Annotated in this window: 21 protein-coding genes, 1 pseudogene and 1 riboswitch; of the genes and pseudogenes, 9 read left to right on the plus strand and 13 right to left on the minus strand. The window is 45.2% G+C overall.

The features are described 5' to 3' along the window. Nucleotide 1 precedes the first annotated feature (1 nt). The 7 genes and pseudogenes from QN079_RS15620 to QN079_RS15650 form a co-directional block, all read right to left on the minus strand. Entirely contained in the window at nt 2-1,075 is a 1,074-nt protein-coding gene (locus QN079_RS15620; RefSeq protein WP_005233272.1) for a FecCD family ABC transporter permease, read from the minus strand. A 473-nt stretch (nt 1,076-1,548) separates the two neighbouring features. Then, entirely contained in the window at nt 1,549-2,022 is a 474-nt protein-coding gene (gene ribH, locus QN079_RS15625; RefSeq protein ID WP_289230080.1) for a 6,7-dimethyl-8-ribityllumazine synthase, read from the minus strand. A 21-nt stretch (nt 2,023-2,043) separates the two neighbouring features. Beyond that, a complete protein-coding gene (gene ribB / locus QN079_RS15630) occupies nt 2,044-3,255 on the minus strand; it encodes a 3,4-dihydroxy-2-butanone-4-phosphate synthase (RefSeq protein ID WP_502875139.1) in 1,212 nt (403 codons plus the stop codon). Beyond that, complete coding sequence (locus tag QN079_RS15635) at nt 3,233-3,820, minus strand: riboflavin synthase (RefSeq protein WP_005230617.1); 588 nt, start codon at nt 3,818-3,820, stop codon at nt 3,233-3,235. Before QN079_RS15635 ends, ribB begins: the two co-directional genes overlap by 23 nt. Beyond that, nucleotides 3,805-4,881 carry a bifunctional diaminohydroxyphosphoribosylaminopyrimidine deaminase/5-amino-6-(5-phosphoribosylamino)uracil reductase RibD gene (gene ribD / locus QN079_RS15640; RefSeq protein ID WP_289230082.1) on the minus strand — a complete coding sequence of 359 codons (1,077 nt, stop codon included), beginning with the start codon at nt 4,879-4,881 and terminating at the stop codon, nt 3,805-3,807. The genes QN079_RS15635 and ribD overlap by 16 nt, the downstream gene beginning before the upstream one ends. A 112-nt stretch (nt 4,882-4,993) precedes the next feature. After that, nucleotides 4,994-5,132: riboswitch (FMN riboswitch) on the minus strand. 194 nt (nt 5,133-5,326) lie between these two features. Further along, nucleotides 5,327-7,976 (minus strand): annotated as a pseudogene (locus QN079_RS15645) (HAD-IC family P-type ATPase). A 342-nt stretch (nt 7,977-8,318) separates the two neighbouring features. Continuing rightward, a complete protein-coding gene (locus QN079_RS15650) occupies nt 8,319-8,954 on the minus strand; it encodes an NAD(P)H-binding protein (protein WP_005230609.1) in 636 nt (211 codons plus the stop codon). 601 nt (nt 8,955-9,555) lie between these two features. Between QN079_RS15650 and QN079_RS15655 the strand changes: the two genes are divergently transcribed. From QN079_RS15655 to QN079_RS15670, 4 genes are all read left to right on the plus strand, one after another. Beyond that, complete coding sequence (locus tag QN079_RS15655) at nt 9,556-10,557, plus strand: bile acid:sodium symporter family protein (protein WP_010748949.1); 1,002 nt, start codon at nt 9,556-9,558, stop codon at nt 10,555-10,557. Beyond that, entirely contained in the window at nt 10,493-11,593 is a 1,101-nt protein-coding gene (locus QN079_RS15660; RefSeq protein ID WP_096741884.1) for an iron-containing alcohol dehydrogenase family protein, read from the plus strand. The genes QN079_RS15655 and QN079_RS15660 overlap by 65 nt, the downstream gene beginning before the upstream one ends. A 170-nt stretch (nt 11,594-11,763) precedes the next feature. Further along, nucleotides 11,764-13,647, plus strand: coding sequence for a glycosyltransferase family 2 protein (locus tag QN079_RS15665; RefSeq protein ID WP_289230083.1), 1,884 nt, complete (start codon nt 11,764-11,766; stop codon nt 13,645-13,647). Between the two features lie 351 nt (nt 13,648-13,998). Continuing rightward, nucleotides 13,999-14,748 (plus strand): SagB/ThcOx family dehydrogenase, encoded by a 750-nt coding sequence (locus tag QN079_RS15670; RefSeq protein ID WP_010748947.1) that lies wholly within the window; start codon nt 13,999-14,001, stop codon nt 14,746-14,748. A gap of 142 nt (nt 14,749-14,890) precedes the next feature. On the opposite strand, the gene QN079_RS15675 is transcribed toward QN079_RS15670, so the two are convergent. Next, a complete protein-coding gene (locus QN079_RS15675; RefSeq protein WP_005230594.1) occupies nt 14,891-15,328 on the minus strand; it encodes a MerR family transcriptional regulator in 438 nt (145 codons plus the stop codon). Nucleotides 15,329-15,505: 177 nt separating this feature from the next. On the opposite strand from QN079_RS15675, the gene QN079_RS15680 reads away from it, so the two are divergent. From QN079_RS15680 to QN079_RS15690, 3 genes are all read left to right on the plus strand, one after another. Next, the gene (locus tag QN079_RS15680) at nt 15,506-16,267 is read left to right on the plus strand and encodes a glucose 1-dehydrogenase (protein WP_289230084.1); all 762 of its coding nucleotides are present in this window, start codon (nt 15,506-15,508) and stop codon (nt 16,265-16,267) included. Between the two features lie 70 nt (nt 16,268-16,337). Beyond that, entirely contained in the window at nt 16,338-17,078 is a 741-nt protein-coding gene (locus QN079_RS15685; RefSeq protein WP_289230085.1) for an SDR family oxidoreductase, read from the plus strand. A gap of 368 nt (nt 17,079-17,446) precedes the next feature. After that, the gene (locus QN079_RS15690) at nt 17,447-17,653 is read left to right on the plus strand and encodes a hypothetical protein (protein WP_008380254.1); all 207 of its coding nucleotides are present in this window, start codon (nt 17,447-17,449) and stop codon (nt 17,651-17,653) included. Between the two features lie 65 nt (nt 17,654-17,718). On the opposite strand, the gene QN079_RS15695 is transcribed toward QN079_RS15690, so the two are convergent. The 5 genes from QN079_RS15695 to QN079_RS15715 form a co-directional block, all read right to left on the minus strand. Beyond that, nucleotides 17,719-19,035: an MATE family efflux transporter gene (locus tag QN079_RS15695; protein ID WP_289230086.1), complete on the minus strand. Its 1,317-nt coding sequence runs from the start codon at nt 19,033-19,035 to the stop codon at nt 17,719-17,721. A 331-nt stretch (nt 19,036-19,366) separates the two neighbouring features. After that, complete coding sequence (locus tag QN079_RS15700; protein ID WP_005230585.1) at nt 19,367-19,627, minus strand: metal-sensitive transcriptional regulator; 261 nt, start codon at nt 19,625-19,627, stop codon at nt 19,367-19,369. Next, a complete protein-coding gene (locus QN079_RS15705; RefSeq protein ID WP_010748942.1) occupies nt 19,624-19,923 on the minus strand; it encodes a rhodanese-like domain-containing protein in 300 nt (99 codons plus the stop codon). Before QN079_RS15705 ends, QN079_RS15700 begins: the two co-directional genes overlap by 4 nt. Further along, nucleotides 19,916-21,574 carry an FAD-dependent oxidoreductase gene (locus QN079_RS15710; RefSeq protein WP_289230743.1) on the minus strand — a complete coding sequence of 553 codons (1,659 nt, stop codon included), beginning with the start codon at nt 21,572-21,574 and terminating at the stop codon, nt 19,916-19,918. Before QN079_RS15710 ends, QN079_RS15705 begins: the two co-directional genes overlap by 8 nt. A gap of 2 nt (nt 21,575-21,576) precedes the next feature. Next, entirely contained in the window at nt 21,577-21,891 is a 315-nt protein-coding gene (locus tag QN079_RS15715) for a rhodanese-like domain-containing protein (RefSeq protein WP_010748940.1), read from the minus strand. A 425-nt stretch (nt 21,892-22,316) separates the two neighbouring features. Here QN079_RS15715 and QN079_RS15720 point away from each other — a divergent pair, with 425 nt between their 5' ends. Continuing rightward, nucleotides 22,317-22,790, plus strand: a complete 474-nt coding sequence (locus tag QN079_RS15720) for a DUF3955 domain-containing protein (RefSeq protein ID WP_086338776.1) — start codon at nt 22,317-22,319, stop codon at nt 22,788-22,790. A 204-nt stretch (nt 22,791-22,994) separates the two neighbouring features. Next, nucleotides 22,995-25,076, plus strand: a complete 2,082-nt coding sequence (locus tag QN079_RS15725) for a glycoside hydrolase family 3 protein (protein ID WP_289230087.1) — start codon at nt 22,995-22,997, stop codon at nt 25,074-25,076. The last annotated feature ends 1 nt before the right edge of the window (nt 25,077 follow it).

Raw genomic sequence — 25,077 nt, forward strand, 5'->3', positions numbered from 1 at the left:
GTCACCCCCCAAAGTTGTATTGCCGTTTGACAATGATATAGATAAAGATCGGTGCACCGATCAGCGCTGTAATGATCCCGATCGGCAGTTCGACTCCTTGCAGGGTCGAGCGGGCGATCACATCCGCCCAAATCAAAAACAACGCGCCTGTCAAAGCGGTCAAAGGCATCAACAGGCGATGATCCGACCCGCTGACTCCACGTACGATATGAGGAATGATCAAGCCGACAAAGCCGATCATACCAGAATTCGCAACGATGATACTGGTTAATAGCGCTGCTAGCAGCATGTAAAAACGACGATAGAAAGTCAGCTTGACCCCTAAGGTGGAAGCAACTTCATCTCCCAGCAAAAGCGTATTCAAAACACGGTATTGCGTCAGGAAGAACAGCGTGATCAAAGAAACCAGAACCACGATAAAGCCTAATTTGTTCCAAGAAGCCGAGGCTAAGCTGCCCATCGACCAAAACGCCACAGTCTTCATCCCTTCTGCATTGCTAGCCAGATAGATGATCAAGTTTGAAACAGAGCTGCATAAGGCACTGACGATCGTCCCCGACAGCACAAGTTTTGTGGAAGTCATTTTCCCACCGATACTGGCAAGCAGCAACACCAAAATGGTCGCAATCCCCGCTCCTGCAAAGGCACCAAACGATAAGCCCAGTTGCAAGACTAGCGCCGAGCCGCCAAAACCGACTAAGATGGCGAAGGTCGCCCCTAAGGATGCGCCAGAAGAGATTCCTAAGATATAGGGATCTGCCAGCGGATTTTGGACCACTGCCTGCATCACTGCCCCGCTGATCGCTAACCCCATGCCTACAAAAATAGACAGCAAGACCCGCGGTGCCCGAACAAACCAGACGATATTGATGTTTGCGTCTGAAATGCCTGAAAGATCACCAACCAATCCATGGCTGATTTTATAGAAGAGAATTTGGTAAACTTCGCCAAGGGTGATATTGGCTTGACCGTTTGCCAAAGCAACTCCTGCAGATAAGAGAATGGCGACAACTAAAACACAGCAAATGATTGTCGAAACCATCCAACGATTTGATTTAATCAACCCTACCGACATGTGATTCTCCTTTATTCAGCACGACTCCCTCCTGATTTCACAGCAAAAACAACCTTGACTGTTGCCTCGCCGCCATCATAAAAGAAGCATCTGTGCGTTTTTTCGCTTATAACAGTTCTTCTCATGAAAAGCGCCAAAGCCATGTGCTGCTTTGACATCTATTTGCAAATGAGAATCACTCTCAATGAATAGAGTCATTATAAGGAACCTTTTGTGAAATGTAAATAATTTTCTGAAAATTTCCTTAAATAAGAGTTATTCTAATGTTCGTGATTGATTGGGCGTTTTCCTCTTCATTGACCGATCGAAAACACGGTACCCGTGAAGAAGCGAATCCTTTGGCATAATAATCCAGTGTTTTTTTAATGATGAAAAAAAGACAGACTTCATTTTGTACGAAGTCTGTCTCCAGTCTGATGCCTATGCTCAGGCAGGCTTGTTCTTGCTAGCTTCCCTTTGTTCGAACGTGAAACCTATACGTTGCCAAGGATTTGCTGATTCAACGAAATCATCTCCAAAAGACCTTGAGCGGCTTCGCTGCCTTTGTTGCCAGCTTTGGTTCCCGCCCGTTCAATGGCTTGTTCGATCGTTTCAGTCGTCAACACACCAAACATGATCGGAATGTCGGCATTCAGACCAATTTGGGCTACGCCTTTCGCCACTTCATTTGAGATCAATTCATAGTGGGTCGTTGCTCCGCGAATCAAGGCACCTAATGTCACGATCCCATCGTATTGTTTGTGGTCAACGATTTGTTTGATAATATACGGAATTTCATATGCACCTGGTACCCAATACACGTCGATGTTTTCTGCTTTGACTCCATGACGCAACAAATTGTCTTTGGCGCCTTCCACTAACTTGGAAGTGATAAACTCGTTGAATCGTGAGACTACGATCCCTACTTTGACTGCCTCTCCCTGAAACGTTCCTTCAAATACTGTCATCGCTCATTCTCCTTTGGTTGATTAAATAGATAGGTAATGGTGAAACTTTTCTTTCTTCGTTTTCAAATAGCTGCTGTTTTCTTTATGCGCAGGCATCTCCAGCGGTACTCGTTCTGCGACCTTGATCCCTAAGTTTTCTAATTCCTTCACTTTGTCAGGGTTGTTGGTCATCAGTTGAATCTCCTGCACTTCTAAGGAACGTAAAACATCGGCGGCAAACGTGTAATGACGGGCATCTGCTGCAAACCCTAATGCAATATTTGCTTCATAAGTATCCATGCCTTGTTCCTGCAGCTGATAGGCACGGAGCTTGTTCCGCAAGCCAATACCGCGGCCTTCTTGGCGTAGATACAAAATCGCACCGCGGCCTTTTGCTTCGATCTGCCGCATCGCTTCTTGTAGCTGTTCGCCGCAATCACAGCGATGAGAGCCGAAGACGTCGCCTGTTAAACACTCTGAATGGATCCGTAGTAACAGCGGCTCGGTAGTATGTTGAATCTCGCCTTTGGCTAGTAAAAGGTGTTCATTGCCGAACTCATCTTCAAATAAGGTCAATTGGAACGCCCCATAAGCCGTTGGCAGATCCACCGTGATAGGCGTGGTTCCTCGTAGATATTCCGCCAACTCATCAATGGTCAAAAACGGCAGCTGCCATTTTTCTGCTAATTTTTTCAATTCTGGGACCCGAGCCATCGTGCCATCTTCATTTAAAATCTCACAAATGTAGGCTACTTCCACGCTGCCAGCAAGCTTTGCTAAATCCACAGCCGCTTCTGTATGTCCTCTGCGTTCCAACACGCCGCCAGGTTGAGCGGTCAAAGGGAAGATATGACCAGGGCGATAAAAATCCGCAGCTTGTGACGCAGGATCAGCCAACTTTTCAATCGTCACTGCCCGGTCTTTCGCAGAAATTCCCGTACTCGTCGTCACGTGATCGACACTGATGGTAAACGCGGTGCCAAAGGCATCCGTATTATTGGCGGTCATCTCAGGCAATGCCAGCTTTTCAGCGATCGCTTGTGAGATGGGTGCACAGATCAAGCCGCGGCCATAAGTCGCCATAAAATTGACGGCTTCTGGCGTTGCGTATTCAGCGATCCCAATCAAATCTCCTTCTGATTCCCGATTTTCATCATCGGCGACAATCACTAAGCCGCCTTTTTTTAACCATTCCACTGCTTGTTCTACTTTATGCATCGTCTGCCTTCTTTCATTTTCGTTGGTATTTGACATATTTCCCGATCATATCCGTCTCGATATTGACCCACTCCCCTTGTTTCAACTGCCCCAGCGTCGTCTGGTCTTTGGAATGGGGGATCAAGCTAACGGAAAATGCCTGTGCCGTCGTCTGGGTAACCGTCAAACTGACGCCATTGATCGCAATCGACCCTTGCGGAATGATTTCCCCTTGCACACTGACAGGATAAGCAAACGTCAAGATCAAGGCATTTTCCAACTGCTTTTTCTGGATCAAACGGGTCGTTACATCAATGTGGCCAGCGACAAAGTGGCCTTCAAAACGCTGCGTTGCCGCCATCGCTCGCTCCAAATTGACTTCGGCACCTACCGAGAGTTGTTTAAAGGTCGTTCGTTGAAAGGTTTCTGGCATGATATCCACCGTAAACGTCGTCGCTTGTTTGGCGATCGCCGTCAAACACGTCCCGTTGATCGCCATACTGTCTCCGATCTGGTAATCCGCCAGTAATCCTTCGGACGCACTGCAAGTTAGCTGGATCGTGCGGCTTTGCTTGCGGATCTCTTTGATGCGGCCTTTTTCCTGAATCAATCCTGTGAACATTCCTCTGGTCTCCTTCCTCGGATGCAAACATCTTCCCCAACTGCAGTCACCGTCACCTCTGTTAGCTGCTGCAGCTGTTTCGGGGTACGCTCACTGGTAAAACTTGCGAGACTATTGCCCCCAAGAAACTTTGGCGCCACATAGGTAATGCTTTCTTGCCACAGTCCGCTGGCTAAAAAGGCATCATGGATCGCAGCGCCTCCTTCTACGTAAAGCGATTGGACCTGTCGTGCGGCAAGCTCTTTCAGCAATGAAACAATTGTCAACTCTTCCAGCTGGATCACTGACACATGAGCTGGCAAATCACTGACAGTTGTCTGCTGCGTAAAAATCCACACAGGTGCCGAATCATCGACAAACAGTGCCAAATGGGGTTGCGACAGCGTTCGCCCCCGACGGTCTAACACGATGCGAATCGGCGGAAAGCTGGTTTCAACCGTGGTCAATAACGTGGGATCATCCGTCAACACCGTCTGACTGCCCACTAAGATTCCTTGATAGTCCCCACGTTCTTGATGGACGTTTTGCCAAACCGCTGAACCAGTGATCGCACTGCGGGTCAACGCATCATGAGCGATTCGACCATCTAAAGTGATCGCTTGCTTCAACGCCACGTAAGGTCGCTGATGCTGATGGTAAAAATTATAGTGTGGATTCAACCGGCGCACCGCTGTTTCTTCGATGCCCACCAACACGTCGATGCCCTGTTCTTCTAAAAAGCGCTTGCCTTGTCCAGCCACGATCGGGTTAGGGTCTAACTGGCCGATGACTACCTTTTTGATGCCGCTGTCGATGATCAGCTGGGTGCAAGGCGGCTGTTTTCCTTGATGGTTGCAAGGTTCTAACGTCACGTATAAAGTCGAATTGATTAGGTCTTCGGAGGAATGGCATTGTTCGATGGCGTTTCGTTCCGCATGGGGCTGCCCATAGACTAAATGAGCCCCTTTAGCAATGACCCGTTGCTCTTTGACGATCACAGCGCCCACTAGCGGATTGGTAAAGGTTTGGTAACGCCCTTTTTTGGCTTCTGCGATCGCCAAACGCATGTATTCGTTATGCATCTTCCTTCCTCCTTTCAATAAAAAAATGCCTCGTGAGAATCTCACGAGGCATAGACAAACAAGACCGGCAAAAAATCAATTTTAGACGCACTGCGCCCCTTGAAATTTTGTGGTTTTTCTTCTCCCATCCAGACTTTCACTGTCGGTGCCAGATTCACACTGGCTCCACCGCATAGCTATGCGGGTCACGGACTTCAAGCATTGCGCTTGTCACCGTCGGTCGGGAATTACACCCTGCCCCGAAGAATACTATTCAATTCATGTGCATTTTAGCCCGACCATTTTTGTTTGTCAATAGGCCTGATCACGAGCCGATAGGAATTCCTCTTGGCTTTTTCTTTTGGCAACCCCAAAGCAGCGACAGCAGAAATCCCTTGTCGTTCCGCCATTTTCCTAAGCTGCAGCAAGGCGATTTTGCCTGTAAAAAAACACGAGAAAACCTAGGTTAAATATTTTTTCTCGAACGAAGCCATTTATCGAACTCCGTCACGAGTAAGACGACCATCCCAGAAGCTGCTGAGATGACCCAGCCGATCAAGGACATGTCCTCCGTATGAAAGGCGCTTTGCATAAATGGAACATAGGTCAATAACAGTTGCAGAACCAGCATCACACCAATGATCACGAACGCTTTTGGATTGGTGAAGGAAGCTTTAGAAAACGCTGGTGCACTGGTACGGATGTTGAATAAATAGAAAATCTTACTTAAGACCACGATATTGACCATCATGGTACTAGCAACGGCTTCGCTGACGCCTTGCAGCAAGAGCCAGTCATGGGCGATCAAACTGATGACTGCCATCAAGATCGACACATACGCCATCTGCCAAATATCATGGCGATTCAACAATTTATTGCCTGTCTTTCGCGGTTTGCGGCTCATGATCCCAGACTCTGCTGGTTCAAAGATAAACGCAAACTGGATCGTAATAGCAGAAACCATGTTGATCCACAGCAGTTGCGTCGCCTGCAACGGCAATTCTTTTTGCATCATGATCGTAAAGGCAATGATCAGCCCTTCGGCAAAAGATGTCGGCAACAGAAACAGAATGCTCTTTTTGATGTTGTCATAGATCCTGCGTCCTTCGCGAATCGCTAAGGACATGGTACCGAAATTGTCATCGGTCAAGATCATATCAGCAGAATCTTTGGCTACATCCGTGCCGCTGATCCCCATCGCTACACCGATATCCGCCCGCTTCAACGCAGGGGCATCGTTGACACCGTCCCCTGTCATCGCCGTGACTTTGCCTTTGGCTTGTAGCGCTTTGATAATGTCCAATTTGTTTTTCGGCGTGGTTCGTGCAAAGACTTGATTCGTCAAGGCAGCATCTTGAAATTCGGCTTCACTCATCTGATCCAACTCGGCACCAGTCACGACGTGAATCTCATCCGCTAAGCCAAGCTTTTCCCCAATCGCTTTGGCGGTCAGAGGGTGATCGCCAGTGATCATTTTCACTTGAACACCGGCTTGGTTCATTTCCTTCGAGGGAGGCAATCACTTCTTCTCGCGGCGGATCGATGATCCCAGCGATCCCTAGTAATTGCAGCCCTTGCTCAAAAATCGTTTCATCAATGTGATCGATCGAAACTTTCTGATAGCCCACTGCTACCACTCGTTTGCCTTCTGTCGACAAGCGGCGGACATGGCCTGTCCAATAGGCTTCATCAAAAGGCGCCGCTTGTTTTTGCACCATTTCAAACAATTTATCTGGGGAGCCTTTAACAAATAGCAAGCGTTCCCCCGCAGGGTTTGCCACTAGTTTCGCCATGTAGCGGTTGTCCGAATCAAAGGGCAACATATCCAGCTCTTGGTAAGCAGGTGCTTGCGGATAGGCAAATTGCTTATGATACAGCGTCAAAAAGGAGCCGTCTGTTGGTTCCCCATTGATTGTCCAGTGATTTCCTTCTGGGACCAGTACCGTATCGTTGGCTTCGTAACCAGCTTCCAAAAACAACTGCAAGGTGTCTTGCGCGTGGACCTCCTCCTGCTTTGGACGATTTTCTCCCACCGGCGCATAGCCGTCACCCGTCACTTCATATTCCTGCTCAGCCAATACGATGTCTTTGACCGTCATTTCGTTTTTGGTCAGGGTACCTGTTTTATCCGTCGCGATCACATCCACTGAGCCTAACGTTTCAACCGCTGGCAGCGTTTTTATGATGGTGTGCTTGTTTTTTGCCATGTCGCTGACACCCATCGCCAAAACCACCGAGGTCGTTGCTGGCAATCCTTCTGGGATCGAGCCGACGATCATGGTGACAACAGCTAAGGATAAGACAGAGATCGCATAGGTTTGCTGGAACAAACTGACGACAAATAGCAAGACCGCCACGCCCATGATCACATAGGTGATGCCTTTCCCCAGTCCATCGATCTCTTTCATCAACGGCGTTTTTCGTTCTTCCGTTTGATTGACTTCAGCTGAGATTTTCCCGATCTCAGTCGTGACGCCAGTAGCGATCACGATCCCTTTCCCGCTTCCTGACGTCACGGAAGTCGAAGCAAACGCCAAATTCCGTTGTTCCGCTAATGGCGTTGCTTCATCCATTAAGGCATCTGTTATTTTTTCCACCGAATCGGCTTCACCAGTCAAGGCGGATTCTTGGATACGCAAGTTGTCGGCTTCGATGATTCGCAGATCTGCGGGCACATTGTCACCAGCTTCTAGGAATACGACATCCCCTGGAACGACTTCGGCAGCTGGAATATCTTGACGAATCCCATTCCGATAGACCGTGGCTTCTGCTGATAGCATCTCTTTGATCCGTTCTAACGCATCGGAAGCATTCGCTTCTTGGTAATAACCGATCAACGCATTGACCAGCACGACGATACCAATGATCACGGCATCAGAGAAATGCCCCATCAGCAGCGTTAAGATGGCGGAGAAAATCAAAATGTAGATGATCGTGTTATGGAATTGTCGCAGCAGCAACCGCCACTTGGCGGTTTTTTTGACCGCTAATTGATTCAATCCGTAGGTTTCTAACCGCTCGGTTACTTGCGCCTCAGTCAACCCTTGATCGATAGAGGGCACCTGATACTGTTCGATTGTTTCTGACACTGATAACTGAAACTCTTTTTTATTCATTTTTTTCTTCTTCCTTTTCTTTTTCATTGATGGATAACACAAATAAGCCCCTTATTTAGAAACTGCTCCTAAATAACGCGCTGTTGTTTGTCTCCTATTCAATTAAAAAGTAAGGCAAGTCAAAATAGTGTTTCTGCTCACCGTCACTCGAGTCGCTTGACATTCGTTTACCACCCCCTCTAAAGTTAGCAATAAGCGTAACAAACTATTTTTCCAAAGTCAAGAGTCACCGCTTTCAAAAATGAAAAGTGGCTGGCTTCTTCAAAAAAAAAAAGCCGCACGCCAACGATTCATTGCCGTACAGCTCCTTCAGTACATTCTCTTCAAGCCCAAAGGCTCGCCTTAAAGCTGATCCAGTGCCTCGCTGATGGGGGTTTCCCCAGCTTGGACTTTGATGACTTTTTGATAAGTTGCTGGACGTTCCAGCATTTCACCTAACAAGACGGCGACATCCTCGATGGGGATCGCACCAGAGGTCGTTTCACTGATCTCGATCAAACTAGAACCTGGTGTTTCTTTCAACGCACCCGGCTGCAAAATCGTATAGTCTAGTGCGGTGTTGTCGATCAGCCAGCGATCAGAGAAAAATTTGGCGATCGTGTAATCCATCAATGACGCCATGCCTTCCCTTTGCCACTGTTCAGGTTCTAAGGCATAGGCTGAGCTAAGGTGGATGTAGCGCTTAATTCCTTTTGCTTCAGCGGCTTGCATCACTTTGACCGCACCATACAGATCAGATTGCAGCAAGTCTTTGCCTCGGGAACCCGCCACAAAGTATACCGCTTCCGCATCTGCGAATTTCGCCGCCATCTCTTCCGGTTCCGTGTGTAAATCAAAGAACACGGGCTTGATCGTCTCCGTTTCTGTGATTTTCTCACTGCTGCGCGCACCAGCATAAACGATGTGTCCTTGTTTTTCTAGAAAGGTGATCAATTTTTGGCCTACTCGTCCAGTAGCACCAACGACAAAAATTTTCATTTTCTTTGCTCCTCTCGTTTCTTTTTCCAACTCTTGCTAGTATCATCGTAGGACAAAAACCAAGATCCAACAACTATTCTGTTTCTAAACGAAGGGAAAAAAAGCACAGCACAAACCAATTCTTGCTGTTTTTCCCCATAGAAACCCATGTTTTTTTAAAAAACACCCAAAAAAATGAAAAAAATTTTCTCAAACGATTGACAAAGCGTTGACTCTTTTGTAGACTAGGTAGAAATAATTTAAATATTTAGAAAATTCAAAATAAAGAAAAGGACGGTGGCGCATATGACCCGCACCAATGGTAGCAAACGAATTATTTTATTATTATAGTCGGGACTGTTTGATTTTATACATTCAAAGAGTCCCTATTCACATTGCATCCAAAAAGAAGAACAGCTTCTTGAGATGGAGTGTTTTTTTATACCCATTTTCAAGAAAGCGGCCTTTTGCAAGCTGACACCTTGATGTCAGATAGATCCAAAACGCTCGTTGACCAACTGCTGCCGATTCCCCGCGGTTATGCACTGCACTTATTCTAAAGACCCCTTCTGTTTGGACACTTGATTGGTCAAGCAGAAAAAAGGAAGGATGATTTTTTATTATGAAAACCGTCAACACGATCGCTGCTTTTGTAAACAAGTATTTGATCTACATCATGATTTTATTGATGATCGTCTCTTATTTTTTCCCGCAACCCTTCTTATGGATTCCGCCTCGTACAACGATTCTTTTGAGCATCATCATGTTTTGTATGGGGATGACTCTAAACGTTGCTGCGTTTAAAATGGTCGTCTTACAGCCCAAAGCATTCATCTTAGGGGTGCTTTTCCAGTTCACCATCAGCCCTTTGGTGGCTTACGGCTTAGCGCAGCTGTTTGGTCTTTCTTCCGGTTTGATCATCGGTTTTGTCTTACTAGGCTGCGTTTCTGGCGGAACCGCCAGCAATGTCATGACCTTCATCGGCAAAGGCGATGTCGCCCTCACCGTTTCCATGACCACGGTATCGACCTTGTTAGCGACCGTCGTTACACCCTTTTTGGTTTATGTCTTGGCTGGTCAGTACACCGAGATCTCCTTCTGGGAAATGCTCTTGTCTGTCTTGCAGATGGTGCTTTTGCCGATCATTTTAGGGGTGATCGTCCACAAACTCATTGCCAAGCACATCGAGCGATTTCTGCAATCATTTGTGTTGATTTCTTCCGTCAGTATCTTATTGATCGTTGCAGGAACTGTCGCTCGCAACGGCGCCGTCATCGTCCAATCTGGCTTGATCGTGATTTTCTTAGTCTTGCTCCATAACTTGATCGGCTACGGCGCAGGCTATGGTCTGAGCCGTGTGATGGGCGTCAGTGCTACCCAAGCCAAATCTATCATGTTTCAATTAGGAATGAAAAATACTGGCCTAGCGATCTCGTTAGCCAATGCCCACTTTGCCGCCATTGCTGCAGCCGTTACCCCTGCCGCAGTCGGCATGGTGATCCATCAAATTACCGGACCAATTTTAGCCAATCTCGTGGCCAAGAAAGAAGGAGAAAAGTATGAGTCAAAGTATCTTTTTGCCAAACTACACAATCGGGGCGGACGCCTACGAAAAAGTAAATGACATCGTAAAACCATACGGCACCAATGCCGTGATCATCGGCGGAAAAACCGCCCTTGAAAAAGCCGAAGACAAGATCAAAGCCGCGTTAACGTCAGCAGTCCAAGTGACGGATACCTTGTGGTACGGCGGCAACTCGACCTATGAAAACGTCGATCAGCTGTTAGCTACTCCAAGTGTCCAAGCCGCCGATGTTCTATTCGCCGTTGGTGGCGGCCGCGTCTGCGATACCGTCAAAGTGGTTGGGGAAAAAGCTGGCAAACCAGTCTTCACCTTCCCAACGATCGGCTCCAACTGCTCACCAGTCACCGCGGTTTGTGTCATCTATAAAGAAAACGGCGAGATGCAAGGGTTGTTTTTCCCTTCGCAACCGCCGACCCATGCCTTTATCGACAGTGAGATCATCGCCCAAGCCCCCGACAAGTACTTATGGGCAGGAATCGGCGATGCCCTCTCTAAAGAGATCGAATCGACATTTTCAGCGCGGGGCGATCAGCTAGATTACACCGATGGGTTAGGCATCCAAATCGGCAAAATGTGTACGGAACGCTTATTGCAATACGGCACACAAGCTTTGAAAGACAGTGCCGCCAATCAGCCGTCTTATGCCATTGAGCAAGTCGTCTTGGATATCATCGTGACCACCGGCTTAGTTTCCGTCTTAGTCATCAATGATTACAACTCCGCCCTTGCCCATTCCTTTTACTACGGAACGACCGTTTTGGAAAAAATGGAAGACTATTTACACGGCGCATCCGTTAGTTACGGCGTTTTGGCCTTGTTGCAGCTCGATCAGCAAGATGCCCTCTTCCAGCGCATCTACGCCTTTATGAAGGAAAACAAACTGCCGGTTTGCCTAGCGGATATGGGCCTTAACGACACCAGCGATCTTGAGGCAATCTTAGACAAAGCAATGACCACCAATGACATCGTCCACGTGCCTTATGAGATCACGCGAGAAATGTTTAAACAGGCAATCCTAGACGTGGAAGCCTATCATGCCAAACAAAACCAAGCAGCATTGGCAGCTGCCAATTAAATGAAACCCTCCAGCAATTCGTTGTTGGAGGGTTTTTGTATGTCCTTTTTTCGCTTCTTCGTACTTGTCCTCCTTCTTCTTTCTTACATGTTAAAAAACATGCAATCGTTTGCTTTGATTTATTTTTAAAAACTTATTACTATTTTAGTATAACAAAGGAGGAGATCGGTTTGGAATTGGTTTATTTATCTGGGTTGTTTTTGGTCATTTTCTTGTTGTATTTTCTGGCAAAGAAAAATAATCGCATCAAACAGTTGTTTTCGAAGATCACGATTGCTTTTCTGCTTATTTACTTGGTTTGGCGTTTGTTTTTCACGATCCCTATGGATAGTTCTGCTTCACTAGTATTTGGGATCATTCTCTATATTGCGGAAGTCATTGGTTTGTTTGTCTATGGCTTTTTTGTTTACCTTTTTTCCAATAAGCTCTCAAAAGAATACCGCTACGAGGGGGATGAAGCAGAAGAATTCTTGCCAAGTGTCGCCGCTTTTATTTGTACTTACAATGAAGACATCAAGCTGGTGATCGCCACCGCACTGGCTGTCAAAGCCTTGAAATACCCCAACAAAAAAATCTATATCTGCGATGATGGCCATCGAGAGGAACTAAAAGAAATGGCCGAGCGAATGAACCTCGGCTATTTGACCCGCGAAGGAAATGCCAATGCTAAAGCTGGGAATATCAACTATGCCTTGTCCCAAACCAGCAGTGACTTGATTTTGCTTCTGGATGCTGACTTTATCGTCAAAAAGAACATTATTTTTGAAGCTGTCGACTATTTCCGCAATCCTAAAGTCGCATTGGTGCAATATCCACAAACATTTTATAACAAAGATCCCTTTCAATTACTGCGCAAATCCATGTACAACGAACAGGAATTATTCATGCGCTTTCTAGAACCCGCACTTTCTCGTGAGAATGCTTTGATCCATATCGGTACCAATGCCATCATTCGTCGCAGTGCCCTTGAAGAGATCGGCGGCGTTCCTACCAGCAGTATCACCGAAGATATGGCGACCGGGATGCTTTTACAAGACGCCGGCTATGAAACGATTTTTATCAATAAAGCCTATGCCTTGGGGATCACTCCTTACACTGCCAAAGAGCTGACCTCTCAACGGACTCGGTGGGCGCAAGGAACGAAACAAATTTTTGACCACTTCAAACCACGCCGCTTAAAAGGATTGTCGTTCATGCAAAAACTTTGTTATTACAACTCCTATTTGTATTGGTTTACCTCTTTCCAAAAAATCATCTTTTTATTGGCACCAACCTTATTCATGGTTTTTGATATCTTTATCGTCAGAAGCAACAATCACCAATTGTTGCTGTTCTTTTTACCGCCTTTCATTATGATTTCCCTGTCGTTTCGGCTGTATGTCCCTAAGATCAGGAACCTGACAAGCTCCCACATCTATGATTGCTTTGTCGCTCCTATCCACACTGGGGCATTGATCAAAGAATTTATGAAATCACAGAAAAAATTCAACGTGACCAAAAAAGAGATCGTCGGCAGCAACGCCTTTGATTGGCGAACCGTCTTGCCCCACATCATCCTCTTTACTTGGATTTCCTTTGCCTGTCTGGTGGCTGGGTATCGTTTGTACCGAGGAGAAGGCTATGAATTCGGCTATATCGTGACCTTGATTTGGTCGCTCTATAACCTCTATGGCTTGTTTTATGCCATTCTGATCGGGAAAAACCGTTTTATCGAAAGTGATAGTGAAGCCTTGAGTATCGCCATCAATCGTCAGCTTTCTTATGATGCGAAGACGTTCGAAATGTATCAAATGAGTTTCAACGGCTTCCGTATCCGTACTCATCCCGAGCAACTATTCGTACCAGGTGAAAGTTATACCTTTTACGATGATAAACACCGCTTCACCATCAATTCGATCTGTCTGGAGGATCATAGCACCTATGTGACTTTTGCCTTCAACAATCTAACACCGCAATCTGCTGAAGAGCTTGCCAGCTACTATAGCGACCAGCTCAATGCTGCCAAACAGTTGGAATTTGATATGGAGGAAGAAGTCGCAGAAATGAATAGTTAGCCCCGCCCCCTTTGTCGCAAGAGACAAAGGGGCTTTATTGATTCCAGAAAGCTCCTTAAAGGGCAGTTCTCCATCTTCTGATGATTCTCTTCCTTTAGATAACACTCTGGCATTTGCTGCATCCTTTTCCAATGATCATTGATTGAAAGAGCCAGAACAAAATCTTGATGATGTCTCGATGGCAAATACTTTTTAAGCCTTTAGAAAATATTAAAAAGTCTGCTTTTCCTATGACCTGATTGAGCTGATACGCTTGTCACTGCTCACCCATTTGTGAATAAAAGCGCATGAAAAAGCAATCCTTGTTATACTTATAAATAACACGAAGTCCTTAGAAAAGGAGGAACCCTCATGACCCGTTACAAACGATTTCGCTTTGTTCATTTAGGCGCTCTTTTGGTGTTGGGCTTACTCCTCACTGGCTGCAGTGCGGATACGGCACCAATTGAAGAACAACCGACTACCAACACCGCCACTTCTTCTGAACCAGCAGTTTCCTATGAAACCTTTCCATTGCCGCAACCAATCTTAGACGGGGAAACCAGTGTGGCGGAAGCTCTCTTCGAGCGGCGCTCGCAACGGGATTTTCTAGACACTGAGCTAACACAAGAACAGCTGGCACAGCTTTTATGGGCCGCTGCCGGTGTCACTACAGAAGATGGTCGCCGGACAGCGCCTTCGGCTGGTGCCTTGTATCCCTTAGACCTCTATGTTGTGGTCACACAGGTAACGGGGCTTGAGCCAGGGCTTTATCTGTATCAACCAGAGCAGCATACCTTAGCAAAAGTTCTTGCCGGCGATTTTCGGACCGCACTGGCGGAAGGTTCGTTGGACCAGCAAGCGATCCAACGGGCACCTGCCACATTGCTTTATACAGTGGTTTATGAACGACTGATCGAGCGCTATGGGGACCGAGGAATCGAACGCTATGCCTATATCGAAGTCGGTCATTCCGCCCAAAATGTCCTTTTACAAGCCCAAGCGTTAGGCTTAGGCGCTGTGCCGATCGGCGCCTTCACTGATCATGAACTCACAGAGCTGCTGCAGCTGCCAACGGAAAATGAACCCCGCTATTTGATTCCTGTAGGGGTTATTGAGTAACACTGCCGACGAACGAAACCCAATTTTCATGGAACTGACGAACTGCCGTTAGAAAACGGCAACTGGCAAGGTTGATTTTCCCAGAAAAACCAGTAGAATCGAAAAACCACCTGCAAAAACAGCAGGTGGTTTTTCGATGGACTTACAGTTTGTATGCTCGGACTTCTTCGGGTATTTCTTCTAGCGGCAACTCTTTTACCACCGCTTCGGTTCCTGCTGCCATCGCTGTATCGTAGTACCAGCATTTGTATTTGATCGTATTCATGGTTTCTTGCAAGGCTGCCATTTGCTTTGTGACTTCTTCCAGACGTTCATGAAACAGCTGCTGCCGTTTCTGCAAAGACGCATCGCCTTCCTCGCCCCAATCCAAGAAATTCTTGATGTCTTTGATAGGCATGCCAGTATTCTTCAAACAATCGATCACTTTGATCGTCGCTACTTCTTTTTCTGAAAACACCCGAATGCCGCCATTACTGCGGGCCAGCTTCGGAAACATCCCTTCTCGATCGTAATAACGCAGAGTCGAGATGGGGATATTGGTCGTTTGTGATACTTCGCCAATCGAGTAACTCACTTGCATCGCTCCTAAAAAAATTTTGTTTATTGCTTGACCTAAACCTAACTTCAAGTTCTACAATTAAAATACATCGCGTCAGTGGAGGTGTCAATGGTCATCTAGAAACGGTTTCTAATCATTTTGAAAATGACCAAGCATTAAAACACCTTTTAATCGATGCGCGAAAAAAGGAGGGAAACAATGAATCATTCATTTGAAGGAAAAACAGCTTTAGTAACAGGAGCGGCTGTTGGGATGGGATTAGCCGCTGCGAAAGCTTTTGCTAAAGCAGGTGCGGCTGTTGCAATGGCCGATGTCGACAAAGAGGCACTTACCAAAGCGGCGAAAGCACTGCAGGCAGAAGGGCATCGCGTGCTCCCTATTGTGTGCGACGTAAGTGACGAAACACAAGTAAAAGCAATGATGGACCAAACAGTTGCTATTTTTGGCACTTTAGATGCGGCTTACAATAACGCAGGAGTAAATAGTCCTATGACAGATACTGCAGATTTGGCTGCTGCAGAATACGATCGAATCATGGCAATCAACTTGAAAGGCGTTTGGCTTTGTATGAAATACGAATTACAGCAAATGCGCAAACAAGGCAGCGGCGCGATCGTAAATTGCTCCTCCCTTGGTGGATTGGTAGGCAATCCAGGAAGAGCTGCCTATCACGCGGCGAAACATGGTGTCTTAGGTCTCACAAAGAGCGCTGCCATCGAGTATGCACCAAGAGGAATCCAAATCAACGCAGTCTGCCCAGGAACGATAGAAACACCAATGGTTCAGTCTATGATCGATTCTGGTGATCTCTCGAAAGAAAAAGCGGCTCAATCCGCACCGATCGGACGTCTAGGTCGAGATGATGAGGTTGCGGATGCCGTTTTATGGCTATGCAGTCCAGCAGCTAGCTATGTGATTGGTCAATCAATCGCAGTTGATGGTGGTTATACGATCGTTTGATTTGCTAGAACGACCGATACTTACAAATACTCGACCTTATCAAGGAAAACGAAAATTGGAGGAAATACAAATGACAGAAATCAAAGAAAAAGTTATCGTAATTATGGGAGCATCTTCAGGAATTGGGGAAGCAACCGCCGTTAAACTAGCCGAGCAAGGGGCAAAAGTAGTGATCGCTGCCCGCCGTGAAGAGCGCATCAAAGCACTGGCTGAAAAATTAGGAGAAAATGTCTTGTATCAAACAGCTGATGTCACCAATCGCAAACAAGTCCAACAAGTCATTGATTTAGCCATGACCTCCTTTGGTCGGATTGATGTCCTTTTCAATAATGCTGGCATCATGCCTCAAGGAAACTTGGCAGAGTTGAACTATGACAGCTGGCAAAAAATGCTGGATATCAATATCATGGGGGTATTGAACGGGATCGGCGCTGTGTTGCCCATCATGCAAAAACAGCAAGACGGTTTGATCATCGCCACTGACTCAGTTGCCGGACATGTCATTTACCCAGGTTCTGCCGTGTACAACGGGACAAAGTTTGCCGTTCGTGCAATCATGGAAGGCTTGCGCCAAGAAGAACGTGAACATGGCATTCGCTCTACCATCGTCTCTCCAGGAATGGTCTCCACGGAATTGTTTGAAACCGTCGGCAATGCTCAACTAGAAGCAGCCTTGAAAGAAACCTCTCGCGTAGAAGGCAACAGCCTAACGCCAGAAGATGTAGCAAATGCAGTGGTTTATGCCATTCAACAGCCCAAACATGTGGCGATCAGCGAAGTATTGCTGCGCCCAGCAAAACAAACCGTTTAAGTTATTTCTACTAATCTAAGAAACCTGCGACCGCTTCAAGCTGGTCGCAGGTTTTTTTGTCGTCAAATCCCACCGTTTTCTTGGAAAAATTACTTGATTTTCTTGTAACACCCAATTGTCCGAGGGATGTAAACCAATGGTTGCTTTATGTAAACGACTAGGTTCTGTTGCTACGGTGGAAATTTTTTTATACTTAGTACAAAGCTTCCGTATAAACCCGTTTGATCAGAAACAAACCGGACGTTCTCCTCATGAGCGATGAATAGCCGAGCAAGCGCCGCAGCCCTACCTTCACCGTTGACTTGCAAGTACTGCCTTAGCTGTCCTCTTTTTAGTACTTGCTTTTTATAAAAGAATGGAGTGTGTATATGAATGTAAAACAGCTACTCGTCATTGCCGAGCAACGAAGAAACATTACGAATCAAAAATTGACCTATGCCGAAAATTTCTTGGCTGCCGGCTACTCTGCTGCCGAATTGCTGGCAGATGAAACCTTTCTTGAATTAGAGCGAAGGGAAACCCAACTGATTGCAGAACGCAACGCCATTTTTTACGAAGAAGTCAGCCACAATTAATCCCCCTGTCCAATTGTAGGCGACGAAAAAGCGAAGGCTCAGCAGCACCTTCGCTTTTTTAACCCTCAAAGGCATCCTTTGCCCTGAGGATCACGCTGCTTGATCGTCCAATAAAACAGCCCTGCAAAGAAACTACCGAGAATCAGGAAATTCATGCCGTATAGGCAGTAGAGGAAGAAAAAGTTCAGCTGCCCACTACGCCAAAAGCCCATGATTCCCACTAAAACCAGACTGTTGACGCATCCTGTCAACACACAAACCGTGCGACTGCACTCCAAGCTTTGTAATAGGTATTTTGTGATTTCATATAACGGACTGACGAGCATTATCCCCAGCATGATTGGTAGAATAGCTGGCAACAAGTCTAAAACAGCGACATCTGTAGTAAACAACTGAAAAAAAGCAGGACGAAAGAGCCAGATCAGACTGGCGATTCCGACATAAGCCACAAAAGAAGAAACGAAGGCACTTTTCCCCACTGCTAAAATCTTCTGACGGTTTTTCTGTCCATTCGCCTCACTAGCAAAGACGGTCACTGCGTTGCCATACATCAAAGCAGGCAACCGTGCGATCATCAATCCTTGGCTGCCGATCGCATAGGCTGCCAGCGTACTGACACCCAATCGTGAGACGAAAGCTTCAAAAGCAATAATAAAGACTAAACCCTCAAAGCATTCCTGAATCATTAAAGGGACCGCTTTTTTCAATAAAAAGGTGCGTTTTCGTGGTCTTTGTTTCAGCCCCCTGGCTAGACTTTCTCGTAAAAGAACCCCATAAATCCCCAGCAAGCACAAAGTCGCAAGCATATTTGCGATGCCACTGCCTAAGACCCCCATTGCGGGAAAACCGAGATTGCCGTTGATCAATAGATAGCTAAGCAACACCTGTACCAACGCACTAATAATGGAAACACCGAGGATGTAGTTCGTTTTCTTTTCAATTTTTAAAAGGCTAGTAAAAACAAACGTGACTAACGTAAGTAAAATATAGGGAGACATGATTGCAAGATACAATGTTGCGGTCCTTAGCAGCTCCCCACTAAATCCGTAAATAACCTGCAAAATGCCGCGTCCAAAAAGCAGGAAAATCAAGAAAAAGCTCACGCCGATCGCGACTACTAGAAAAAGAACCGACGACAGATAATCATTTAACTGCGTCTTTTCTCTTTGCCCGACTGCCTTTGCGCCATAAATATTAAAAGCCAGGCCAATCGCACCTAAAATACCCGCAAAAGCGTAGAGAAATCCGTCGATCAGTGCGATCGCCGCCAGCGCTTCCGTGGATCTTCTTGAAATAATCGCTAATGAAACTTGCGCAATAATGATTTGAAACAAATTGGAAGCAATCAAGGGCAATGTAAAAGACTGTATTTTTTTGTTCAAGAAACTCTCCTCTCTCATTCGCCATAACTGCGCAACACCCACTCGCTTATTGTGATTTTAATCACAAGAAAAGCGATCGTTGGTCGCTATAAATACGCAACGACCCATCAGGCGTTTTGACGTTTCTCCCTCCATTTAACCATACAGCCTTCTCGGTGTATATTCCTTCATAATTAAAAAACAAAACATACCGACAATCTCCGCTTATTTCCTCTATTGGCGTCGACAAGCAATCGCTGATGAAGAGTAAAAAGGTTCAGAAGAACATGCTGCTCTTCTGAACCTTTTCCATGGGATGATAAAAAACGCGACAAACCTTTCAAAAATCCCGTTATTTCTTCACGATCAGCTGAACGGCTTGATCGATTTTCTGCTTTTGGGTTTCCGTGTCGCTGTCTGGATTTTCCAAACAATTTTTCAAATTTTCAGCGACAATGATCCCCATAATACGGTTAACACTGGAACTGACGGCGGACAATTGCGTGATGACATCGACGCATTCTTTCTCGTCTTCGATCATTTTTTGAATCCCCCGCAACTGCCCTTCGGTTCGTTTTAACCGATTCAAGATATCTTTGTTGCATGCGGTCATCGTTTGATTTCTCCTCTCCATGCTGACATGCCGCCGAGGACATTGGTCACTTGAAACCCTTGCTGGCTCAAAAATTCAGATGCCATTTGCGAACGAGCCCCTGAATGACAGATGACATAGTAGTTTTTATCCTTCTCTAAGTCGCTGATTTGTTCTGTCAGTTCGCTCAACGGTAGGTTTTGTGCTGTTTTGATGTGTCCTTGTGCAAACTCATCGACTTCTCTGACATCAAGGATCTCAAGTGGTTCACGTTTTTCTTTTTGGGCAAATTCCTCCATAGATATTGCTTTAATCATGAATAATCATCTCCGGCTTAATAGTATTATACAACGAAAAGGCACCATCGAGGTTTTGACAATTGATGCCCGCTTGTTTTAAGATGCGTTCGGCAATGTAGCTTCTCAATCCGCTATGACACGTAACGACATACGAGACGCTTGGATCCAATTCAGACAACCGATCCCTCAATTCATCTAACGGAATGTGGAGCGCCTGTTGAAAACGCCCATTATTGGCTAATTCCATCTCTGAACGAACATCCAACAACTGCTTACCGTTTTCTAAGGCATCCGTCAATTCGTGCCACTGAATATTCTCACTGATTCCTTCCGCCAGATTGATCGCTGCATAGCCAAGCATATTCACTGGATCTTTGGCTGAGCCAAAAGGCGGTGCATAGGTGAATTCCAGTTCAGGCAAGTCAAAGATGGTTAAACCGCCTTTGATCGCTGTTGCCAATATATCGATTCGTTTATCGACCCCTTTGGCACCGATGCCTTGCGCACCATAGATTTTTCCAGTATCCGCATCAAAAATCAGTTTCAAATAAATATCCGTCGCATCAGGATAATACCCTGCATGGTCTTTGCCTGACAGATGAACCACCTGGGGATTTAGCCCTGCCAGTTTGGCGCTGCGCTCACTCAACCCTGTGGAAGCTGCGGCAAGATCAAATACGCGCACGATCGCAGTCCCAATACTGCCTTTGTTTTTGCGAGCCAGTCCACCCAACACATCAGCAACTTGCCGACCTTGGCGATTGGCTGGTGACGCCAGGGAGATCAACGTGTCTTCGTTGGTGATTTGTTGTTTCACAACGATGGCATCACCCACCGCGTAAATATCTTTCTTGCTGGTTTGGTATTGCTCATCTACCAGGATACCCCCCCGGTGTCCTAATTGGATACCAGCACGTTTCGCCAAATCCGTTTCTGGTTGGACACCAACCGAAAGAATCGTGACATCTGAGGCCAGGACCGTGCCATCTTCCAGAACGATTTCTTGCCCTGCTTTTTCAAAAGCGGTCGCTGACTGCGAGGTCAAAACTTTGACCCCTTGCTTGATCAATTCATTTTTGATATACGCAGCCATTTCTTCGTCCAAAGGTGGCAATACGTGGGGTGCTTTTTCTACGATCGTTACTTCGAGGCCTTTTTTATGTAAATTTTCAGCGACTTCTAACCCAATAAACCCAGCGCCAATGATCGTCGCTTTTTGAGGCTTTTTGTCTTCAAGATGCGCCATGATTTGGTCTAAGTCAGGAACATTGCGCAAAGAAAAGGCGTTGGTTGCTTCTTCTAGCCCTTTGATCGCTGGTACTAGCGGTTTTGCCCCCGGCGATAAAATCAACGCATCATAAGATTCCGTGAAGACGTGTTCGCCATGTTTGACCGTCACCGTTTTCTCCTCTGGCTGGATCGCCAGTACTTCATGAAAAGGTCGCACATCTAAGTTGAACCGTTTTTTTAGTGCTTCAGGTGTTTGGACCAATAGGGCGTCTCGCTCTTTGATCTCACCAGAAATGGCATACGGCAGCCCACAATTCGCAAAAGAGACAAAAGGGCCTTTTTCAAAAACAATGATCTCCGCTGCTTCTTTAAGCCGACGTAAGCGCGTGGCTGCCGACATTCCCCCTGCTACCCCACCGACAATAACTATTTTTTCCATCATTACTTTCCTCCTTTGGTTGTTCCGCGCCATTGATTCATGCCGCCACGAACGTTGACCACATCAAAACCTTTTTTACTTAGGATTTTGGCTGCTTGTTTGCTCCGCATCCCCGATTGGCAAATGACTGCCAGTTTCTTGTCGCCTTTTTGAGTAAATCCAGCAACCTTATTTAACGGTACATTTTTCGCATAGGCAATGTGCCCGCTGCGGTACTCCGCTGGCGTGCGTACATCCAGAACCGTCCATTCTTTGGCTCCTTCTTTTTGTAAATCTGCTGTTGACATACTTGGTATGCGCTTAAATAGTGAAAACATTTCTTGCTCCTTTCGTATACCCCTTGGGGTATATTAAACAAGATGTTTTGCGATTTGTCAACTAAGTGATTTTCTTTAAGAAAAGAACCTTGCTGTTGCGCTGCTCCCCGCTCGATACTCTCGACAGCTGTTAGACATCTACCAATCAAGTAGCGAAAGACCCGTATCACACATTTCCCTCCCCTCGATCACAATGCTATAATAAAAGAAAAGATACATTGTAAAAATAACACACATCAATTCGTTTACTTAGCAGCTGATCGCTTTGATTATTAAAGATGATTGGCTCCCGCCCTAACCAAGAGCGGACAAAAAAGCGACGCAAGCACCACTTTCCCTTGATTTACCAAGCAGCAAGCCCTGCTTTCTTGGAACCAACGAGGGTTTCGACTATGCTTAAGTCACATCAGCGAAAGGAAGAAAAGATGGAATTTGGCGAAAAAATCAAAGAAGTACGTACGAGAAATAACTTGACCCAAGAACAATTTGCCACTCAACTACACGTGACAAGACAAGCCGTTTCGAACTGGGAAAACAATCGTAATCTACCAGATTTAGAAATGCTGATTGCCATCGCCACGATTTTTGAACTCTCGCTTGATGAATTGATTTTAGGAGGAACTCAAGTGAACAAGATCACTGAAAAACTAATCAAAGACGGCAGCGAGACCCGACGCGCCAAACTCAATTTGATCACGACCTTGATCGGAACATTTTTACTACTATTCGGCTTTGCCTGCTTCTTCATCAAAGCAAGCGCCGTAGAATACATCGATCAAACCGGCATTTTACATGAAAATTTCTATCTGATTCCCGTAGGATTCTTGTTTCTATTGGCTAGTTTCGTAGTATTTGCAGGAACCGGGATCAATTATTTTCGAGCTGTTAGGAGAAAATGATTAAGAGCACGACTCTATTGGGTCGTGCTCTTTTTTCTTCAATATTCCAAATTATATCTATTTATTTAATAATAATAACTAAAATTTCCATTGACTTTTTATATTTTATGATTTATATTTCACCTATTAAGTTAGTACGCAAAACTAACTTAATGATGGAAACGGTATCATTAACAGATAAAATGTAACAAGGAAGGAGATCAGATGAAAATTGATATGAATATGAGAAAAAATCGGCTCCAATATACGGAAGCAGCTGAGAAGATTTTGAAGCAAATGACCCTAAAAGAAAAAGTGCACTTGATGAGCGGCAATATGGTTTTAGCAGATGTAAGAAGGGATATGGCAAATGGGCAGCATTACAACGAATTTCCTTATGAGGCCGGTGGAAATGAACGATTGAATGTTCCCTCCATGAAATTTGTAGACGGTCCTCGCGGTGCAGTAACCGGCAGAGACAAAACAACTTGTTTTCCAGTTTCTATGGCAAGGGGCGCTTCCTTCGACACTGAGTTAGAAAAGCAAATTGGAATAGCGATTGCGAAAGAAATCAAAGATAGTGGCGGGAATTTTTTTGGCGGCGTTTGTATTAATTTACCTTATAATCCCGGTTGGGGGCGCAGTCAAGAAGTCTACGGAGAAGATTCATTCCTTCTCGGTGCGATGGGATCTGCCCTTTCAGAAGGTGTTCAATCTGAAAGTGTGGTTGCTTGCGTCAAGCATTATGCATTTAACAGTATGGAAAATGCTCGTTTTAAAGTCGATGTTCATGCTAGCAAAAGAACAGAACGAGAAATTTATTTATCGCATTTTAAAGATGTTATTGATTCTGGTGCAGCTTCGGTAATGACTTCTTATAATAAATATTTTGGCGAACATACTGGCAATAGTACTTATTTAGTTCGAGATGTACTAAAAAATGAATGGAATTTCGACGGCTTTGTCATTAGTGATTTCGTTAACGGAACGAGAGACACTGTAAAAGCAGCATTGGCAGGATTAGATATTGAAATGCATGTAACAAATCATTACGGAGAAAAATTAGAAAAAGCTGTCGAAGATGGATTAGTACCTGTAGAAACAATTGACGATGCTGCATTAAGAATTATTCGTACCCTACTCGTCTTTGAAGAAGCTAGGAAAAACGATGATTCCAAAGAAACCATTGATTACAAAAAACATATACGTCTAGCTTTAGATGCTGCAGAACAATCGATTACTTTGATAAAAAATGAAAACAACTGTCTTCCTTTAAACGCAAATATTAAAAAAGTTGCTATTTTTGGAAAATTAGCGACTGAAGAAAATACAGGCGATCGTGGTTCTAGTCGAGTTTACCCTCCCTATGTTATCAGTTATTTAGAAGGATTAAAAAAATACTCTCCACACATTCAGGTTATTTATAACGAAGGATCAGATATTGAATTAGCAAAAACGATTGCCAGAGAAGCGGACGCAGCGATTTTTGTTGTTGGATATAATTATGATGATGAAGGTGAATATACTGGTGAAGCAGAAAACAGAGAGGTTCCTGCTGGTGCGATTTTTGACGCTAAAGGCGGTGATCGAAAAGAATCATTAGAACTCCATTCTGAAGATATTTTACTAATAAACCAAGTTGGCCCAGAAAACAATAATTCAGTTGTTGCTTTAGTTGGTGGTAATACAATTATGATTGAAAAATGGAAAAATGCAGTATCTGCGATTCTCTTTACCTACTACTCAGGAATGGAAGGTGGCACAGCGCTGGCAAAAATCCTCTTTGGAGAAGCCAATCCGAGTGGAAAACTCCCATTTGTAACCCCTTACAAAGAGAAAGATCTGCCACAGATTGATTGGAATGCAGATCAAATCACCTATGAGTATTACCATGGATATGCGAAGTTGGAAAAGGAAGGAAAAGTGCCTTCGATTCCTTTTGGTTATGGGCTTTCTTATACCAATTTTGATATTTCAAACCATGATTTTACAATAGATAAAAAGCTTTTGACAGCAAAATGTACAGTTGAAAACACAGGGAAACTACCTGGAGCAGAAGTTGTTCAATTATATGTAGGATTTAGTCACTCGCAAATCGATCGTCCCATCAAAGTATTACGCGGGTTCAAGAAAGTGCATCTACTTCCTGGAGAAAAAAAGAATATTACGATTAAATGTCCTATCGAAAAATTGAAATGGTACAATCCTGATTCTGAACAATGGGAGCTAGAAGAAATTCCTTACGAAGTCTATCTAGGAAACAGCAGTTCACCAACAGATTTAATAAAAGAAACTATAACTGTTTAAC

The organism is Enterococcus sp. FZMF, from assembly GCF_030263915.1.
Classification (GTDB): domain Bacteria; phylum Bacillota; class Bacilli; order Lactobacillales; family Enterococcaceae; genus Enterococcus_D; species Enterococcus_D casseliflavus.

What these genes read in the sequence shown, in the direction of transcription:
- QN079_RS15620 (WP_005233272.1), bottom strand. Translation starts at nt 1,075, where the DNA reads ATGTCGGTAGGGTTGATTAAATCAAATCGTTGGATGGTTTCGACAATC.
- ribH (WP_289230080.1), bottom strand. Translation starts at nt 2,022, where the DNA reads ATGACAGTATTTGAAGGAACGTTTCAGGGAGAGGCAGTCAAAGTAGGG.
- ribB (WP_502875139.1), bottom strand. Translation starts at nt 3,255, where the DNA reads ATGTCAAATACCAACGAAAATGAAAGAAGGCAGACGATGCATAAAGTA.
- QN079_RS15635 (WP_005230617.1), bottom strand. Translation starts at nt 3,820, where the DNA reads ATGTTCACAGGATTGATTCAGGAAAAAGGCCGCATCAAAGAGATCCGC.
- ribD (WP_289230082.1), bottom strand. Translation starts at nt 4,881, where the DNA reads ATGCATAACGAATACATGCGTTTGGCGATCGCAGAAGCCAAAAAAGGG.
- QN079_RS15650 (WP_005230609.1), bottom strand. Translation starts at nt 8,954, where the DNA reads ATGAAAATTTTTGTCGTTGGTGCTACTGGACGAGTAGGCCAAAAATTG.
- QN079_RS15655 (WP_010748949.1), top strand. Translation starts at nt 9,556, where the DNA reads ATGAAAACCGTCAACACGATCGCTGCTTTTGTAAACAAGTATTTGATC.
- QN079_RS15660 (WP_096741884.1), top strand. Translation starts at nt 10,493, where the DNA reads ATGAGTCAAAGTATCTTTTTGCCAAACTACACAATCGGGGCGGACGCC.
- QN079_RS15670 (WP_010748947.1), top strand. Translation starts at nt 13,999, where the DNA reads ATGACCCGTTACAAACGATTTCGCTTTGTTCATTTAGGCGCTCTTTTG.
- QN079_RS15675 (WP_005230594.1), bottom strand. Translation starts at nt 15,328, where the DNA reads ATGCAAGTGAGTTACTCGATTGGCGAAGTATCACAAACGACCAATATC.
- QN079_RS15680 (WP_289230084.1), top strand. Translation starts at nt 15,506, where the DNA reads ATGAATCATTCATTTGAAGGAAAAACAGCTTTAGTAACAGGAGCGGCT.
- QN079_RS15685 (WP_289230085.1), top strand. Translation starts at nt 16,338, where the DNA reads ATGACAGAAATCAAAGAAAAAGTTATCGTAATTATGGGAGCATCTTCA.
- QN079_RS15690 (WP_008380254.1), top strand. Translation starts at nt 17,447, where the DNA reads ATGAATGTAAAACAGCTACTCGTCATTGCCGAGCAACGAAGAAACATT.
- QN079_RS15700 (WP_005230585.1), bottom strand. Translation starts at nt 19,627, where the DNA reads ATGACCGCATGCAACAAAGATATCTTGAATCGGTTAAAACGAACCGAA.
- QN079_RS15705 (WP_010748942.1), bottom strand. Translation starts at nt 19,923, where the DNA reads ATGATTAAAGCAATATCTATGGAGGAATTTGCCCAAAAAGAAAAACGT.
- QN079_RS15710 (WP_289230743.1), bottom strand. Translation starts at nt 21,574, where the DNA reads ATGGAAAAAATAGTTATTGTCGGTGGGGTAGCAGGGGGAATGTCGGCA.
- QN079_RS15715 (WP_010748940.1), bottom strand. Translation starts at nt 21,891, where the DNA reads ATGTTTTCACTATTTAAGCGCATACCAAGTATGTCAACAGCAGATTTA.
- QN079_RS15720 (WP_086338776.1), top strand. Translation starts at nt 22,317, where the DNA reads ATGGAATTTGGCGAAAAAATCAAAGAAGTACGTACGAGAAATAACTTG.
- QN079_RS15725 (WP_289230087.1), top strand. Translation starts at nt 22,995, where the DNA reads ATGAAAATTGATATGAATATGAGAAAAAATCGGCTCCAATATACGGAA.